This window comes from Paraburkholderia sp. UYCP14C (assembly GCF_004197395.1).
Taxonomy (GTDB): domain Bacteria; phylum Pseudomonadota; class Gammaproteobacteria; order Burkholderiales; family Burkholderiaceae; genus Paraburkholderia.
Window position 1 is genome coordinate 36,182 of sequence record NZ_SELS01000056.1, and the last position, 17,224, is coordinate 53,405.

Annotated in this window: 13 protein-coding genes; 5 read left to right on the top strand and 8 right to left on the bottom strand. The window is 63.5% G+C overall.

All coding sequences use genetic code 11. The annotated features are described in order from the left end of the window. Window positions 1-113: 113 nt before the first annotated feature. A complete protein-coding gene (locus EVC45_RS34620) occupies window positions 114-2,783 on the bottom strand; it encodes a PAS domain-containing protein (protein ID WP_248295367.1) in 2,670 nt (889 codons plus the stop codon). Between the two features lie 505 nt (window positions 2,784-3,288). Between EVC45_RS34620 and EVC45_RS45845 the strand changes: the two genes are divergently transcribed. After that, window positions 3,289-3,465: a hypothetical protein gene (locus EVC45_RS45845; RefSeq protein WP_168991590.1), complete on the top strand. Its 177-nt coding sequence runs from the start codon at window positions 3,289-3,291 to the stop codon at window positions 3,463-3,465. A 56-nt stretch (window positions 3,466-3,521) separates the two neighbouring features. Here the strand turns inward: EVC45_RS45845 and EVC45_RS34625 are convergent, their stop codons facing one another. Then, a complete protein-coding gene (locus EVC45_RS34625) occupies window positions 3,522-5,750 on the bottom strand; it encodes a SulP family inorganic anion transporter (RefSeq protein WP_129962654.1) in 2,229 nt (742 codons plus the stop codon). 249 nt (window positions 5,751-5,999) lie between these two features. Here EVC45_RS34625 and EVC45_RS34630 point away from each other — a divergent pair, with 249 nt between their 5' ends. Further along, complete coding sequence (locus EVC45_RS34630; RefSeq protein WP_129962655.1) at window positions 6,000-9,293, top strand: adenylate/guanylate cyclase domain-containing protein; 3,294 nt, start codon at window positions 6,000-6,002, stop codon at window positions 9,291-9,293. Window positions 9,294-9,295: 2 nt separating this feature from the next. Here the strand turns inward: EVC45_RS34630 and EVC45_RS34635 are convergent, their stop codons facing one another. The 5 genes from EVC45_RS34635 to EVC45_RS34650 all read right to left on the bottom strand — a co-directional run bounded on the left by EVC45_RS34635 (window position 9,296) and on the right by EVC45_RS34650 (window position 11,843). Next, a complete protein-coding gene (locus tag EVC45_RS34635; protein WP_129962656.1) occupies window positions 9,296-9,898 on the bottom strand; it encodes a phosphatase PAP2 family protein in 603 nt (200 codons plus the stop codon). A 100-nt stretch (window positions 9,899-9,998) separates the two neighbouring features. Continuing rightward, on the bottom strand, window positions 9,999-10,688 hold the full coding sequence (locus EVC45_RS34640; RefSeq protein WP_129962657.1) for an oxidoreductase: 690 nt from the start codon (window positions 10,686-10,688) through the stop codon (window positions 9,999-10,001). 116 nt (window positions 10,689-10,804) lie between these two features. Then, a complete protein-coding gene (locus EVC45_RS47095; protein WP_306770819.1) occupies window positions 10,805-11,032 on the bottom strand; it encodes an acetamidase/formamidase family protein in 228 nt (75 codons plus the stop codon). Between the two features lie 60 nt (window positions 11,033-11,092). Then, entirely contained in the window at window positions 11,093-11,437 is a 345-nt protein-coding gene (locus tag EVC45_RS47100) for an acetamidase/formamidase family protein (protein ID WP_248295369.1), read from the bottom strand. Between the two features lie 220 nt (window positions 11,438-11,657). Then, entirely contained in the window at window positions 11,658-11,843 is a 186-nt protein-coding gene (locus EVC45_RS34650) for a hypothetical protein (protein WP_129962658.1), read from the bottom strand. Between the two features lie 71 nt (window positions 11,844-11,914). On the opposite strand from EVC45_RS34650, the gene EVC45_RS45850 reads away from it, so the two are divergent. After that, a complete protein-coding gene (locus EVC45_RS45850) occupies window positions 11,915-12,058 on the top strand; it encodes a hypothetical protein (protein ID WP_168991591.1) in 144 nt (47 codons plus the stop codon). A 550-nt stretch (window positions 12,059-12,608) separates the two neighbouring features. Next, entirely contained in the window at window positions 12,609-13,502 is an 894-nt protein-coding gene (gene rarD, locus EVC45_RS34655) for an EamA family transporter RarD (RefSeq protein WP_129962659.1), read from the top strand. Window positions 13,503-14,574: 1,072 nt separating this feature from the next. Here rarD and EVC45_RS34665 read toward each other — a convergent pair. Further along, window positions 14,575-15,831 carry a serine hydrolase gene (locus EVC45_RS34665; protein ID WP_129962660.1) on the bottom strand — a complete coding sequence of 419 codons (1,257 nt, stop codon included), beginning with the start codon at window positions 15,829-15,831 and terminating at the stop codon, window positions 14,575-14,577. A 1,027-nt stretch (window positions 15,832-16,858) separates the two neighbouring features. On the opposite strand from EVC45_RS34665, the gene EVC45_RS45855 reads away from it, so the two are divergent. Beyond that, window positions 16,859-17,224: hypothetical protein (locus tag EVC45_RS45855; RefSeq protein ID WP_211193524.1), on the top strand; the 366-nt coding region annotated here is incomplete at its 3' end.

The window sequence follows — 17,224 nt, forward strand, 5'->3', positions numbered from 1 at the left end:
CCCTTTCATGTCACTGCGACAGACTCGGTCCGCGATTCGCCCCGCTCGTATCACGCCATATGGTCTCGACGGATATTGATTAAATGTAGTCCGTCGAGACGATCGCGCAAACCTTATTGCCCAGCCATCAGCGACGCAAGCAACTTGAGCAGGCTGTCGATATTGACGGGTTTGACGAAGTGATAGTCGAAGCCCGCCGATTGCGCGCGCAGCCTGTCTTCCGTCTGACCGTATCCGGTGATCGCGATCAGCAATGGCTTCGCGGCCCCTTTGCGGCGAAGCTGCCGCGCCAGTTCGTAGCCGTCGATATCCGGCAAGCCGATATCGAGCAATGCCACGTCCGGCACGAATGGCGGCGCGGCTTGCAGCGCCTCGGCGGACGAATAGGCGACGCAAGCGGCATGCCCTTCGGATTCGCACAGCATCGCAAGCGAATCGGCGGCGTCGCGATTGTCATCGACGACCAGCACGCGCAGCGCGGTTCGTGCAGGCCCCGGCGCCGGCTCCGACAGCGCGACTGCCGAATGGCGTTCAAGGTGGTGCAGGCGCGGCAGTCGGACCGTGACCGTCGTGCCGAGATTGGGACCGTCGCTGTGCACGGCGATCGTGCCGTTGTGCATTTCGACCAGCTTCTTGACGAGCGACAGGCCGATTCCGAGGCCCCCATCCGAGCGATCCAGCGTGCGTTCGCCTTGCGAAAAGAGCTCGAACACCTTCGGCAGAAGCTCGGCCGAAATGCCCGTTCCGGTATCTTGCGTGACGATGGAAACCCATTCGTCGTCGGCCTCGACACTCACCGTGATATGCCCGCTCTCCGGCGTGTACTTGCTCGCGTTGTTCAGGATATTGACGAAGATCTGCGAAATCCGCGTGATGTCGCCGGATACCCACGTTGTCGGATCGCCAACGCTGACGTGCAACTGCTGATGACGTCCTTCCGCCATCGCCGCGATTGCCTCGACCGCGTGATAGACGGCCGTGCCGACCAGCACAGGCTCCAGTTGCAGCACGATGCGGCCTTGCGTGATGCGCGACACCTCGAGCAGATCGTCGACGATTCGCGTCATGTGCTCGACCTGCCGACGCATCAGGTTGATCAGCTCGTGCGGGCGTGAGGCCGGCTCGGGCTGCTTGTCGAGCAACGCGATGGCCGTGCGTAGCGGCGCGAGCGGATTGCGCAGCTCGTGCGCAAGCATCGCGAGAAACTCGTCCTTGCGGCGATCGGCTTCGCGCAGCATCAGTTCGAGCTGCTTGCGCTGGGTGATGTCGATCACGCTGGCGATGATGCGCAACGGCTTGCCGTCCGCGCCTCGCTGAAGCAGCGCGCTGCCTTGCATCCATTGTTCGCCTTGCGCGCTGCGCACACGAAATTCGAAATTCGCGCCCGGGTCCTGGCCTTCGATCAGGCGGTGGACATATTGTTCGAGCGTGACCCGATCGTCGGGGTGCACGTTGCGCAGCGCCTCGTCGTAGGTGAGCACATGGTCGATCCGCGGTGCGAGACCCTCTTCGAACGATAGCGTGCGCGAGGCGAGGTCGAAGCCGACGATGGTGAGCCGCGCCGCCTGCATCGCGACGGACAGACGCAGGTTGCGCGCTTCGATCGCCGATTTCGCTTCATACTGAGGCGTCACATCGGTCGTCGTGCCGAACCACTCCTGCAATTTTCCCTGGCTGTCGAACAGGGGCGCCGCCTGGGCGTGCATCATCCGGTACTGGCCGTCGTAACGACGCATGCGGAACATGGTCGAGCCGGGCGAGCATCGCTGCAGCACATCGACCCACACCTTCCGTGCCGTCGCGCGGTCGTCCGGGTGAACGTAGTCAAGCCATCCCCAATCCTCCAGAGGGACCACGTCGTCGCCCGTGAATCGGCTCCAGTCCTCGCCCGCGGGCCGGATGTCGCCGTTCGGTCCGGCCGACCATACCAGTGCGCCGGTCGATTCGACGAGCACCCGATAACGCCGCTCGCTGAGGCTGAGCTGTTCTTCGGCCGCCCGCTGCTTGCTGATATCGAAGGTCACCCCATAAACATGCGCCAGCGCGCCGTGATCGTCGAATTCCGCATGGCCGCGCATGCGCAGCCAGCGCGGTGAAGTCGATCCGCCGTCCAGCACGAAGTCGAATTCGAAGGGGCCGCCGTGTTGCAGAGCGGCATCGACCTTCTGCTGGAATAGCGCACGATAGGCGGGTTCGACCCGCTCCTCCAGATCGGATAGCGCGAGTGCATCGGTGCCCGGCGGAAACCCGTACAGATCCGCGAGTTGCGATGTCATTCGCACGACGCGGCTTTTCATGTCCCATTCCCACGCGCCCATGCGAGCACCGTGGAAGGCGGCCTTCAGGCGTCGCTCGCTGGCTTCGTACATGGCCCACGCGTGACGGGCTTCGTGGATATCGGTCGCGACACCTACCGTATCGCCGATGCGGCCAGTCTCGTCCCGTTGCGCCTGAAGATGCAACGCGTGCCAGCGATACTCGCCGTCCGCGCGCAGCAGACGCACTTCGACATTGCCGAGCAGGGTGCCGTCGCGCATTTGCCGCACTGCGTCGAGCACATGATCGATGTCGTCGGGATGAACGAACGCCTTCCAGTGCAGCCCGACCAGTTCCGGGGCGGCAATGCCGAGATAGCGCGATGTCCACGGGTTGGCATAGCGCACGACACCGTCGCGATCGGCACGCCAAACGAATGAAGGAAGGAAGTGAGCAGGATCGTTCATCAGCGTCCTTGCATCGGTTTCCTCTGCAGGCACGTCGCCGAAGATGATCTGGCGCTGCACGCATGGTGCCTGGTTACGTTAGTTAGCCCGGAAAGCGCTACACGATGTTTGTACCATGCGAATGTTCATCCGGTAAAGACGAGCCAGGTAGTCGTTTCTAGCCAGACAGTCGAAGAAGGGCCGACGTGTCACTACCGAGGGTATCGATTGGAATGACGAATGCGCAGCGGTTGTGAAACGCGCGAGGGCCGTCGAATTCCGACATTCGCGTCATGGCATGGCGCCAACGGCCTACGAAGCTGGTTCGAGGTGCAACAACAGTACGTTTATGGAAAAAACTACATCACGGCGTGATGTATATCGAGGCGCGGGTCGGATAACACCTGGCATCCTGGACCGCGCGGTGTCGCCGTTGCGTGGTTTCGTCGGAGACGAATGCGGTGAAGGCATTGAACTTGCTGAATTCTACATATGAAGCCGAGGGGCTCGCCGATACGGACGCATTCATCATTTCTGCATTGAACGCATCCATGACGGGACCACAGGCCATTCAAAGGAGACAATGATGAATCACCCCGAAAACACCAATCCGCAGCAAGGTCAGCGGCGCGATGCGGATGTGACGAGCGACACCTACGTGCCGTCATACCGTTTGTTATTGAACGAGCCAACCGTCCTGCTTGCTGGCAATCCGACTGACCGCGCGGATGTCGCGACGGCAGCGATCCTGGGCTATAACTGACGGTCGCGCGCGATGCGTCGGTCGGGCTGTGCCTTGTCGGCCTCCGCATACACCCGTTACAAAGCCGCGCGTAGTGCCTCATCGGCAGCGGCAAGACGCAACGCAATGGTTTTCACGAGAAATCGATGCAACTGTTGCGCCGTTGCCGGATCCTGCTGTTCGAGTTCGAGCAGCCGGGAGATCGACAGGCGGTAGACGCGTGTCGGTGCCTCCGCAATCACGTCCGCGCTGCGCTGCTGCTGCGTGTACACCGCCATTTCCCCCACGACCGTGCCCGGGCCGAACGAGCGCAGGCGTGCTGAGCGGCCCTTGCCGAGCGGCAGCGAGATCGCGACACGTCCTTGCTCGACGAAATACATTGCGTCGCCCGGCTCGCCGTGGAGAAACAGCGCCTGCCCCGACAGCAGATCACACATCTCCAGACACGCGATCAAGCTATTCAACGCACCGGCCGTGAAATGCGGCGCTAGCATCGCCCGCAGGTCGCCGCCGTGCGCGGGCGCGAGCGGGTTCGACGCAAGCAGTTTGTCTTCGATCCATTCGAGACCCGCATCGAGCGTAGCGAACTCATGGATCTTCAGATTGAGCGTGCCGGTCTTCACGAGCAGATCGCGCGACCGCTGCGGCAGCGCGGTCAACACGAGGTCCGCGTTTTTTGCCGCGCACAGCTGCCTCAGCTTGACGAAGCTGATGGATACCGACGCATCCATGCCATGCGTGGCCGCAAAGTCGAGCACGACGAAGCGGACCTGCGCCGGACCACTCGCACCGAATCGCTCTTGCAGACGCTGCAAAATCGAATTGGCTGTGCCGAAGAAGAGGAACCCTTGCAGGCACATTCCGCATACCTGGGCGCCGATTGCACGCAGCGACTGGGTCTCTTCGATGCTGCGCTCCACATTCGAGGTCCGCGCGCGCAGGTCGAATTCCATGCGTATGCAGCCGACCCGCCCGTAGAGCAGCGTGAACATCACACACGCCGCAACGACGCCCACCCCTACGCCGACGATCACGCCATACGCCGCGATAGTGCCGAGAATCACGGGCACGAGCAGGTACTCGTACCAGTTGAGCTTCGTCCAGGCGCCCGCGAGCCAATGTACGAGCAGGCGCAGCCCCATGAAGAGCTGAAGCCCGACCAGCACCGGCACGGGAAAGAGCGCCACGATGCCGGGCGAGGTGGCGAGCACGGCGACACAGGCGAGCGAGGCGAACACGCCCGCTATCCGGCTCGTCGCGCCCACCCGCGCATTGAGCATCGAGCGATTGAACGACTGGTAGCCGACCATGCCACCCAGCAGTCCGCTCGCGAGATTGGCGAGGCCGGCGGCGCGCATCTCGCGATTGAGATCGACGTCCTCCCCGGTGGCCACGCCGATCGCCGTTGAATTCATCAGGATCGTCACGGCCGATACCGTAGTCACCACCAGACTCTCCGGAAGATGCGCGCCGACGGCCGGCCAGTCGATGCCGCCCCGTCCGAGCCCCGCGGCCAGGTGCATGTCCGGCAGCCCGGTGAGGTGCAGCTTGACGCGCGGCAGCAGCAGACCCATGCCGCGAGCGTCGTCGATCGAAAGGCCGGCCATGTGCAGCAGTACGTAGAAAAGCACCACGCCGAAGGCCAAGGTGAGTGGCAGCGCGGCAATGTGCTGCCACGTGCGCATCAGCACGGTGGCCAGCACGCCGACGACGAGCGCCGGGACCCATGTGAGCCAGTGAAGGTGCGCGAGCAACGCGAGCGTGTCCCATTGCAGCGGCTGGCCCGTCAGCACGCGGAACGCCCCGGCCAGCAGCAGGTAGCCCGTGCCGGCGAGAAATCCGCCGAGCACCGGATAAGGCAGGAACTGCAACGAGCGGCTGCGCCTCGTCGAGCCGATCGCATAGAGGACGATGCCCGTGATGACCGAACAGAGCGCGATGGCGATCAGGACGGTGAGGATCAGCGTCTGCGATGAGCCGCCGTCCGCGCGCACGCTGCTGGCCACCCCCGCCGCCACGCCCGCGAGAAAGGCCGCGGCATTGCTGTCGGGGCCGCCGATGTTGACGCGCATCGAACTCGTCAAGGCGATCACGAGCGCCGTGACGACGCAGCTCACGAGCGCGGTGGGCACGCCCAGCATCGCGTAACGGGCAAGATCGGCGCTGAAGATCATCGTGCCGAGGCTCATCGCATAGCACAGCATGACGAGCGTCGAAACGGCGCCCGCCGCCACATCGCCTGGCAGGCTCGCCATACGCGAGCGCAGCGGGACGTCGGAGACGGAAACGGTCTTGCCCGGCTTCACGTGGATCCCCGGTCGAATGCAAGGGCGCCGTGGGGCGTGCTGCCCAGTATCCTGCTCGGCTCGAACGGCTGTCAAACGCCATGCAGCGTGCGTGTCGGACACCTACACTGCTTATTCATCGGCCCTGTACTTTGCGAAGGTCACGCAAAGGCCACGCAACCGCGGGCCGTTCACACCGGTGGCCGGCACGCGCGCTATTCGTCTGAGCTTTTGACGGCGTGGCCAGGCATCGGATGCAGGGCGACGAACATGGACATCGAGAAATGGCTGCGGAGCCTCGGGCTCGAACAATACGCCCACGCGTTCGCGGCCAACGACATCGACATGTCGCTGTTGGGGCAATTGACCGACGTCGACCTGAAAGAGCTGGGCGTACAGTCGCTCGGCCACCGTAAGCGCATTCTGGCCGCGGCGGCGGGATCGCCAGCGGCAGCGGCCCCGCAACCGCCCCAGACACCCTCGGACAAAGACGTGCCCGCCGACGAGCGCAGGCAGGTCACGATTCTGTTCGCCGATCTCTGCGGGTACACGATGCTGTCGCGCTCGCTCGATCCTGAAGACTTGCGCGCGCTGATCGGCCGCTTCACGGCGCTGGTCGACGGGATCGTGCTCGGCTATGGCGGCACGATCGACAAGCACATCGGCGACGCGGTGATGGCACTGTTCGGCGCGCCGCGCTCGCACGAGACGGACACGCTGCGCGCCGCCCGCGCCGCGCTCGACATTCACGACGGCCTCGCGCGGCTCGCCGCGCAGACCGGGCGAGCGTTGCAGGCGCACATTGGGATTGCGAGCGGCGAGGTCATCGCGGGCGCGCTGGGCCGCGCCGATGCACAGGACTACACCGTGCATGGCGATCCGGTCAACCTGGCCGCCCGGCTCGTGGCGGCCGCGCAAGCGGGCGAAACCTGGATCTCCGACGACGTGGCGCGCACACTCGGCGACGCCGTCGTTTGCGAAGCAATCGGCGAGCGGCGCTTCAAGGGCATCGACACGCCGGTGAAGGCATGGCGCCTCGTCGCGCCCGGCAGCGAGCCCGTCAGGACGAGCCGCAGCCGCTTCGTCGGACGCGAAGCCGAGCTCGAGCAGTTTCACGGCATCCTGCATGCGTGCATCGCAAGGCGCGCGGGGCATGTCGTTCACGTGCGGGGCGAAGCGGGAATCGGCAAGACGCGCCTCGTCGACGAGATGCGCCGCCGTGCGCAGGCACAGGGCTTCACGCTGCATCGAAGCCTCGTGCTCGATTTCGGCGTCGGCAAGGGCCAGGATCCGGTACGAACCATCATTGGAAGCCTGCTGGGTTTGCCGGCCGGTGCATCGGTTGAAGCGCGGCAGGCCGCCGCCGCGCATGCCGCGAACCAGGGGATCGTCAAGGCCGAGCAGATCGCGTTTCTGCACGACTTCCTCGACCTCCCTCAGCCCGCCGAATGGCAGACCATCTATGAGGCGATGGATCACGGCGCGCGCAAGCGCGGCAAGCAGGCGCTCGCCGCGAAGTTGACCGAGGACGTTTGCGCCCATGCGGCGACGCTCATCGTCGTCGAAGACGTGCATTGGGCCGACTCCGAAGCGATCGGCTACCTGTCGGCGTTCGCGTCGGGCATTGCCAACGGCACGGGCCTGCTGGTGACGACTTCGCGCGTGGAAGGCGATCCGATCGATGCAAGCTGGCGCGCACGTTGCCGCGACACGCCGTTCGCCACGATCGATCTCGGCCCGCTTCGCAAGGAGGAGGCGCTGAGCCTGGCGGGCAATTTCATCGATGCGACCCAGCGCGTCGCGCTCGCCTGCATCGAGCGCGCGGGGGGCAACCCGTTGTTTCTCGAACAACTGCTGCGCAATGCAGAAGAAGGCAGTGGCAGCAACGTGCCCGCATCGATCCGCAGTCTCGTGCTCGCGCGGATGGACCGGCTCGCGCCCCGTGACCGCCTGACATTCCAGGCGGCTGCCGTGATCGGCCAACGTTTCGACCTCGCGCTGCTGCGACGACTGGTCGACGATCCCGGCTATGTCTGCGACGGCCTGCTCGTCAACGCGCTCGTGCTGCCCGAAGGCGAGGACTTCCTGTTCGCCCACGCGCTGATCCAGGAGAGCGCCTACTCGACGTTGCTGCGCGCGCGCCGCCGTGAACTTCATCTGCGCGCGGCTGAATGGTTCGCACAGAGCGATGTCACGCTGCACGCCCAGCATCTGGACCGCGCCGAAGCCGAGCACGCGCCGCATGCCTACCTGCGCGCTGCGGTCGCACAGCGTGCCGCCCATCGTTTCGAAGCGGCGCTGCGGCTCGCCGAGCGCGGCATCGAGATCGCGCGATCGGACGCGGACCGCCATGCATTGAGCTGCTGCAAGGGCGAACTTCAGCGCGACCTGGGCGACATTGCGGGATCGATCGCCACGTACCGCACCGCGCTCGCCGCCGCCACCGACGATGCCGCCCGTTGCGACTGCCAACTCGGGCTCGCGGAGGGGCTGCGTGTCAGCGAAGGGCTCGACGAAGCACTCGGCCTGCTGGCCGAAGCGCAAAAGATCGCGGAGCGGGAGGACCGGCTGGCCGAGCTTGCGAGCCTCCATTATTTGCGCGGCAACATCCTCTTTCCGCTCGGCAAGATCGACGCCTGCTGCGCCGAACATGAGCGCGGCCTTGCGTACGCGCGGCGTCTCGGCCTGCCCGAGGCAGAGGCTCGCGCGCTCGGCGGGCTTGCGGATGCGGCGTATGCGCAGGGGCGCATGCGCACCGCGTTCCATCATTTCAGCGGATGCGTGGCGATGAGCCGGGAACATGGGTTCGGTCGCATCGAGGTGGCCAATCTGTCGATGCAGGGCTTCAGCCGCATCTACCTGAACGACGCGGGTCAAGCGCGCGAGGACGCAATCGCCGCCGCCCGCGCCGCCGAATTGATCGGGCAGCCTCGCGCGCAATTGCTCGGGCAGACGCTGGGCGTGTTCGCCTGCCAGGAACTGGGCGACGCGCAGGCGGCCAGCAACCATCTGGTGCAGGAAATGCGGGTGATCCGGCAACTGGGTGCGCGCCGCTTCGAAGCCCAGAACCTGGAGATGCAAGGGCGCGTGCTGCTGGACAGAGGATGCCGTAGTGAAGCGGTGACGGCGCTGCGCGAATCGCTCGCCATCTCACGCGAGGTGGGGACCCAGTTTTGTGCGCCGAAGACCTTGAGCGCACTGAGCCGCGCGGTCGACGACCAGGACGAGCGTACGCGGCTACTGGCCGAAGGCGAGGCGCTGTTGCGCCTCGGCGCGGTTGGCCACAATCATCTGTGGTTTTACCGCGACGCCATCGAAGCGATGCTTGGAGCGGGCGATCCTGTTGGCATGCTGCGTTACGTGGACGCGCTCGAAGGCTATACACAGCGCGAACCGTTGCCGTGGTCCGAGCTTTTCGCGGCGCGTGGCCGTGTGCTGGCGCACGCGCTTCGGACGCCGCTCAACGAAGCCATCCGAGATGAACTCCTGCGACTGCGAGAGGCGCTGCAGGAGGCCGGTTTTCGCAATTACGTGAGCGCGGTCGAAGCCGCGCTTGCGGCTTGATGCTAAGGCGCGAGCCAGCCACGCCGGATCGGCCACGACAACATCTTTCGATACAGCGAGATAAGCAAGCGCATGAACGCATCGCCCGCACGCGCCCAGAGTGGTGCAAGGAGGGCGTACGTCAGGCACGAGACGATCACGGCGCCCACCATATCGAGCGGAAAATGCACGCCGATGCGCACGCGTGCCAATGCGACCGCCGCACCTGCGAGCGTGATGAGCAGTCCGGCGCGGACGAACCCCGCGAGAAGCAATGTGAGTGCGATGCTCGCGAACACCGTGACGTGATCGCTGGGAAACGAGGAATCCGGCACATGTTCGACGAATGTATGGCCGAGGCCGATCATGAACGGCCGTGGATGCACCCAGATCAGACCGATCAGCCGATTGAAGCCGAGCGCAAGAAAGCTGACGCAACAACCGCGCACGGCTGCCTCGCGCTGACGGCGATCGCCGAACAGCCACATGACGGCGAGCACGGCGGGAATCAGATAGATCAGGTCATTCGCGATGGCGAGTGTGATGTCGATCTGCCATTGCGGTGAATCGGGTTGTGCGTTGATCAGAAGGAACAATGCGCGGTTCAGCGCTTCGAGCTTATTCATGCGGGGGGTTCTGGAGCGGGAGTAACGCGCCATGCTAGCCCGCCAACCTTATGAAAGCCTTAGCGTGCCTACACCGCAGTAGCTTATCGAACGGCGCCGACTATGCGGATTGCTCGCCCAGAACGATCTTATGGATATTCCCCGCGTACACCCATTCGCGGCCCTGATGCTCGATGAAGTCCATGAAAGCAAGCGGACCACTGCAGTAAATCTGTGTAGTGGGATGAGTTGGACTCATCGCGTGAGCACTTTTCTCCACGACGAGATCATCGGGCAGGCCGAAGTAGCGATAGACCTTGCCGTGACTTCGAATCGCGTCGAATTCTTCTCGATGCACCGCCTGGTCAGCGGATCGGGCGAAGTGGTGCACCTCGAACTTTTGTCCCGCGGAGGCGAGCCGCTTTGCGATTCCCGCGATCGATGCGGCGCCTATCCCGGCTGCGTAAAGAATGGATTGCACACGATCATCAAGAACGGTCGGAGGGCTGATCGGCATGCCGACGAATGCTTCATCTCCTTCCTGCATCGGAAACCCGGCGGGCGGGCTATCTGCTTTTCTATCGTCTCTTTGTCTTGCGCCTACTACGTAGGTGTTCGACAGGGACGAATCATGGAGCAATGGATAAATTCTTCCGTGGTTGCCTGCATGATTCCGACAAAGCGCGATGGACGCGCCATCGGCAAACGGCGGAAGCACCGATCCGGATGTTGTTCGAAGCTCGATGGCATGGTACCCCTCGGCAATTTGCCAGCTCCGGCCCACGATGACGGGAATCAGGTTATCGCGCATGTCTTCTCCTGTAGGTCCTGTCTTCGAGGGTAGGGCGGACTGGAGTCACCAGCAAGACGTTGCGGTCGAATGTCAGTCATATGGCTCGGGCAATGTAGCGACCGAGTAAAACGGGCTCACTCGAATACGATACGCGGGAAGTAAAGCGAAACGACCCAGTTAGGCTGGTCGACGATCTCGTCGATGTGCAAGTCGGCACAAACACTACAGAGCAGGTAAGCATCGATTGCGCTGAGGTGGTGTTGTTTCATCAGCAGATCGATCATCCCGGAAACTGCGGCCCGAGCGCCTTCCATCAGATCCGGACCGATGCCCGTGGTGACCTCATAGCCGCTTGCGTCCAGGTGACGGCTGACGGGGCCCGGCGTGGTAAAGCGGGGAAACGGGAGGGTTCGCCCCTTTGATCAACTCGAACTTTGCCGCCAGAGACACTGGACTTTCGATTGCCGTGCCGCACACCTTGCCGTCCCCCTGCGCGGCATCGATAACAGTGTCACCTTGACGGCGTCGCCCGGCTCCGCGCCGTCGATATACACCGGGCCGACAACCGGGTTCACCCTTGTAAAGTCCAGCCGTGGAATGTCGGCGACGCTCGAGTTCGCGGTAAGTTGTCCGCCGGAGGCATCCAACGGAAAGAACTCGACGGTTTCGTGCGGCGCGACGCTCAGCACTGGACTTAGCGAGTTGTCCCAGCCGAAATGGTTCTGATGCTCATGGATCGTGTGGCGGGTGCATGGCTTTTCGTTCATTGCTCGCTCCCCTGGGATGCCCGCTGCAAAGCGTTCTATGCCATCACGAACACCGATTCAATCTGTTCGTTCGCCCACGTTCCGGCCGGCGAGGCAGCAATATTCGTTCCATCAGGATTCATGTCCGAATCCTGTGCCAGCCAACGGTCGCGGGGCTTACGCAAAGTCCGTGCCGCGTCGCGCGTGCGTCGCCGCCGGGGCGATACGCGTCACAAATGACCTATCCGGTGGAATAACGGCGCGCCTTGAGCGTTTGTAGATCAGGCGTCGCGTGCAAGACCGCGAAGCCGTGGAACCGCGAAACGGCATTGGCGGCCGCGCACAGCGGTTGCGTGCCGGTTTTGCAGAAGGTTTGTCTGTCCTTTTCGTCAACGTTCACCGGCGTCGCGGCACTTGCCGCCAGCAATCCGCGACTCGCCGGCTCAACGCGTGGCCGCGCGACAAGTCAGTCGCGTTGGCCGTGCAGGAGAGTTCTACATGAAAGTATCAAGACTACTATCGGCCGTATGCGTGATCATCGCGCTCGGCGTCGCATCGTTGACGTTGGGCGGGTGCCAGTCCATGGGTGACACAAGTTCGTCGGGCAGCAGCGGCATGAGCAGTGGCGGCGGCGGCTATTGATGCGCGCACGCGCGACCGTCAGCGCCGGGTGAATTCGCAGCGGAACTCCTATCGCGGCTCCCGCAGCCGCCGCGCTATACGTGTGCGCTGACGTGTGACTCGGTCCGGGCGAACCATCTGGTTCGGGATCCGGCCGAGCGGGCGCTCGCGGGCCGACATTTTGTTCCGGGAGGAATCTGGCTCTCGGGCCGCTTCTCGAACAGAGCAGCCCGCTGAATGACCATCCAGGCACAAGGGCGGACCACCGCAGGTGGCCCGCAGTACACGTTCACCCGCCTCGCCGGAAAGCTGCCGTTGCAGACTCCAACGTCAGCTGTGTGAAACGTCCACAGAACTGGTACGCTCGGCCAGGAGTTCCGCTCGCTCTGTTTTAGCTATGAGATGCGCAGGCGCCCTTTCTGACGACGGCGCTTGGCGGAGGCTGCGCGTCACGATTGAGATCGTCGCAAAGCCGGCCGATCGGCGCAGGGTCGGGTGGAATCTACGCGAAATTCTTTTCCACCGACGCGCCCTCGCACTGATCACGGGTGCCGGCCAACTACAACGAACCATGAATCCCGGCATCGTCTACGCCTTTTCCGCCTTCGTCATCTGGGGGCTCTTTCCCGTCTACTTCAAGACGCTCCACCAGATTCCCGCGCTCGAGATGCTCGCCCACCGCATGGCGTGGTCGCTCGTGTTCATCCTCGCTGTGCTCGTCGTGCGCCACCACTGGGCGTGGCTACGGCCCGCGCTGAGCGACAGGCGCCTGATTGGACGCTTCGGCGCGAGTGCCGTGCTGCTCTCCGCCAACTGGGGCATCTACATCTGGGCCGTGAACGCGGGCCATATCGTCGAGGCGAGCCTCGGCTATTTCATCAATCCGCTGATCAACGTGTTGTTCGGCTTCCTCTTCCTGCATGAGCGGATGCGCGCGCTGCAATGGTGCGCGGTGGCGCTTGCGGCGCTTGGCGTGGCCTGGCTCACCTGGCAAAACGGCGCGCCGCCGTGGATCAGCCTCGCGCTCGCGCTGACGTTCGGGGGCTATGGTCTATTGCGCAAGACTGCAAAGCTTGGTGCGCTCGAAGGCCTGGCACTCGAAACGGTGCTGCTCTTTCCCGTGGCGATCGTCTATCTGATGATGATCGGCCTGGCCGGCGCAAGCCATTTCACGCATGCGTCGCTCGGGCTGCAACTGCTGTTGGCCGCCGCCGGACCTATCACTGCCGTGCCGCTGCTGCTCTTCGCGGCGGCGGCGCGACGCATCCCGCTGTCGATGCTCGGCCTGATCCAGTACGTGACACCCACGCTTCAGCTCCTCACTGGCGTGCTGATTTACGGCGAGCCGTTCGGGTCCGTGCGCGCGATCGGCTACGGCGCAATCTGGGCAGCACTCGCGCTCTACTCGTTCGAAGGGCTGCGTGGCACGCTGGCCGCTGCACGGCAGGCGCGCAGGGCAGCTTGACGAGCTTGAAGGGTGGAGCGCCGCCACCGGGGGCTTGTATGAAGCGCTCTTGACGGCGAGGGCGGCGCGCTTGAATAAACGAGCATCGGGAACAGGCGCTCTTGCGAGGGGCGGCCCGTGGCCTGACGCTTCGCTTGCGCGGCTACTGGGACGGAGGCATTCGTGAAATGGCGGTGCACTCCCGTTGAGGCGCAGGGCGAGGAACCTGGCCGATCCGGTCGGGGCGCCGACCTTGACCGTCGATCCCGTCCTGGTGTTGGCGACCTGGCTCTTGCAGAAGCGGAAGTAGGAATTGTCGCAAGGATAGGGGCCGGCGATCTGGAAGCCGACCGGAGAGCCCGGGGTCACGCTTATCGGGCACGCGCAGATGATCTCCGCGCGGTCGAGCGGCTCGTCGAACCCGGGGAACGAACTGCCCTTGCTGCTGGTGAAACATATGCCGCCGTCGCATTGCGCGTAGCCGCCGTCGGACCCCGCTGGACAGGTATAGAGCGCCTGATCGCCATGCGGCGCGACGACGGACTCCGGCACGCTGAACGTACTCACCATGTACCCATTGTCGATGCCGTTGGCGTTGATCGAGCAGACGTCCTCGCCGTCGACCCGAAGTGGCAAGCTGATGCTATCGCCCTTTTTGACGTCGCATTGGCAGTAGGCCACCTGGTTGAGCACCGTGCAGCTTGCGGTTGCGCACAGTGCGTACGTCTGCCCCTTGCAGATCTTGAAGAATCCGGAGGCAGTCGCGCCCTCAGACATCCCGGGTGGAGGGATGCTCGCGGAAGGGGGGGCGCGACCGCCTTCCCTCCGTAGCCGGTCAGTGCGTCGAGCGCCCCGCCCAACACTATCGCCACGACGAGAAAGTTCACGAGCCTGGGTGCCATGACTCCCTCCTGCCATCTGACGCGATGGTATGGAGAAGTATGGCCAGATGTCCGTATCGCGTCGGACATTGTGTCTGCGCCGTGTACGCCACTTCCGAGGCCTGGATCGCAGTGGGAGCGCTTACGTCATCTTCATTTGAAAGCGCGGCAGAGTTTTTCGGACGAGGTGGGCGCTCGTCGCTCCGTTTCAGCTAAGGCCGCCCCTCGCTCGGTACTTCCGATGCCTTGCTGAGTTCTCCCATGAGAATCTGCGCGATGACGTTCGCGGGCGCGCGGCCATCGGGCGCCGCAGCCGTCGTCGCCCATGTGATGATCGTCGTGTTCGTTGCCGGGTCGTAGCCCATGAACGTATTGAAGCCGGGTATCTCGCCCGTGTGTCCGTAGAACGTGCCGAATTTGGCAAGGCCGAGGCAGTAACTGGCGGCCATCGGATCCGACGGGTTGACGGACCGGCAACTGGCGAGCCGTTGTGCCTGCAGACCGGCGTTCAGATAGCCGCCGCCCACCATCCGTTGCACATACGCCGCCAGTTCCTTCACGGTCGAGATGCCTGAGCCCGCGCTCCAGCCCCAGGATGTGCTCACGCCGGTGACATCGGAGGGTTGCAGCGTGCCGTTCTTCGCGGCCGCCTGACGCTCAGGGGATAGCGCGTCGCTAGTGGCCGTCTCGACATTGGTGCCCCACTGGTAACCATGCGGCGACGGCGCAGGCAGCGAAGTGTCGTCCTGCGGCGGAAGAAACGTATCGGTCAAACCAAGCGGCGCAAAAAGACGCGCCTTCATTGCGTCTGCCGCGCTCATCCCGGTCAGCCGCTCGATGACGAGTCCGAGCAACACCGTGTTGGTATTCGAATAGCGAAAATCCGCCCCGGGCGAGAAATACACCGGCTGGCTCAACCCGATGTCCAGCAGTTCCGTCGTGGTCCACACTTTGTTCGGCTGCGAATCGAGCGTTTGATTGAACGCGAGACTGGTCGAATAGTTGTAGAGGCCGCTGCGCATCGTCAGCAACTGCTCGATTGTGATCTGGTCGCCGTTTGGGACGTTCGCGACGTATTTGCTGATGGGGTCGCTCAGTTGCAGCTTTCCCTCCTGCGCGAGTTGCAGAATCACCGTGCCGGTCCAGGTCTTCGTCACGCTGCCGACGCGAAAGTGAGCGGTCGTCGGTATTGGCGTGTTCGTGCCTCGCACTGCCGTTCCGAATGATGCGAGCCAGTTGCCGTTCGGCGACTGCACATACACGACGGCACCCGACGTCATCGTGTCCGCGAGCAATGCGTTGATCTGCGGGCGTGCCGCGGTAGCAAATGCGGGCTCGTTCGATGTTAGCGTGTCGTTGCCACCGCAAGCGGAAATCGTCACGCCTATCCCGACTGCCAGTGCAACCGCCGCATACATGCGACGCGAAAGCCCGCGCGCCGTGTATGCAACATAGCGGGAAGTTGCCATTGTTTTTCCCTTCCTGATCGTGACGCCATGTCATGGTGGCCGGTCGAGAGGCCGGTATGGCATCGCTCGATCCAGGCATCTTCACGGGCCCGCTCAAACCGAAACGGGCACCGTCAGGAGAGTGCGCTGCTCCAGGTTTTCCCGGGCTATGGCCTTTCATTCTTCGTTCCGGCTGTGCTGAACAACTATAGGACGCGGATAGCGAATCTGGCGTGCAATTTACGGAAGCAGGAATCGGAAGCAGGAATCAGCTGACGCCGTCGCCGTCCCTCCTTTGCGGCAGAAACTTGAGACGGCGTCGTTACGTGAGCGAGGACAAAGTATCCTATGCTCCCGCGTCCGTTGCAGAATCGACGTAGCGCGAATCGGCCGACTTCAAATGCGGATGAGACATTCAGGTGACCGTATCGCCAGTCTACCCAATGCCTCATGATGGCCGGCAGTACGCATTCGCACAGATCGTCGGAAAGCTGCCGTTGAAGGCTGCAACGTCAGCTCTGAGGCAAGATCGCAGAAGTGGTGCTCTCGGTGCGAACCGGCCATTGGAATGACGTCTTGGCGGATTGCGTCAACGGCGACTATAGGCAGAGAGTACGGTGCGATGGAGTTACTCCAGAGCTGACACCGGAGTCTTCAATCGCAGCTTGCCAGCGAGGTGGACGAACGCGTACCGCCGGCTAGATCCCGTCATTGCTCTCATAGGGTCGATGCGCTTTGACAACTGACATTTGCCTCTCAGTGTTGCCAGGACAGGGCGGCCGGCTGCAATTAGCCATCGGAGCTTTCCACTATAGAGTTGGACATACGCGAGGGATTTCACCCTTGGTGATCGATCCAAGCCGCGCATCAAACAAGATGAGAGCCGCATCAGAGACAATCAAATAACAAGCGCGTCAATTAATAGACTTGCCTAGGTCAATCAACATCGGCATCGTCACTTCGCCGCGACATTCTCACCTTGTTTGTCGCGCGTCTCTCATCCCGATTGTCGCGCCACACAATCGGGATTTCGCGTCGGACAGCCGACATGACCTTCGTCTCTTGCACGAAAGGGTGGCTGAAATCGAGGCGGCAGATTACCTTGACCCGCCCGAACCGCCGCCGCCGCCGCCGCCTCCGCCTCCGCCGTGACCGCCTCCGCCCGAGCCGCCTGAGCCGTGACCACCCGCGCCCGAACTGCCTGCACCCGAACTGCCTGCACCCGAACTGCCCGCGCCTGAACTGCCTGCACCCGAACTGCCTGCGCCGTGACCGCCTGCGCCCGAACTGCCAGCACCGGAACTGCCTGCGCCTGAGCTGCCTGCGCCTGAGCTGCCTGCGCCTGAGCTGCCTGCGCCTGAGCTGCCTGCGCCTGAGCTGCCTGCACCCGAACTGCCTGCGCCGTGACCGCCTG

What these genes read in the sequence shown, in the direction of transcription:
- EVC45_RS45845 (WP_168991590.1), top strand. Translation starts at nt 3,289, where the DNA reads ATGAATCACCCCGAAAACACCAATCCGCAGCAAGGTCAGCGGCGCGAT.
- EVC45_RS34630 (WP_129962655.1), top strand. Translation starts at nt 6,000, where the DNA reads ATGGACATCGAGAAATGGCTGCGGAGCCTCGGGCTCGAACAATACGCC.
- EVC45_RS34635 (WP_129962656.1), bottom strand. Translation starts at nt 9,898, where the DNA reads ATGAATAAGCTCGAAGCGCTGAACCGCGCATTGTTCCTTCTGATCAAC.
- EVC45_RS34640 (WP_129962657.1), bottom strand. Translation starts at nt 10,688, where the DNA reads ATGCGCGATAACCTGATTCCCGTCATCGTGGGCCGGAGCTGGCAAATT.
- EVC45_RS47100 (WP_248295369.1), bottom strand. Translation starts at nt 11,437, where the DNA reads ATGAACGAAAAGCCATGCACCCGCCACACGATCCATGAGCATCAGAAC.
- EVC45_RS45850 (WP_168991591.1), top strand. Translation starts at nt 11,915, where the DNA reads ATGAAAGTATCAAGACTACTATCGGCCGTATGCGTGATCATCGCGCTC.
- rarD (WP_129962659.1), top strand. Translation starts at nt 12,609, where the DNA reads ATGAATCCCGGCATCGTCTACGCCTTTTCCGCCTTCGTCATCTGGGGG.
- EVC45_RS34665 (WP_129962660.1), bottom strand. Translation starts at nt 15,831, where the DNA reads ATGGCAACTTCCCGCTATGTTGCATACACGGCGCGCGGGCTTTCGCGT.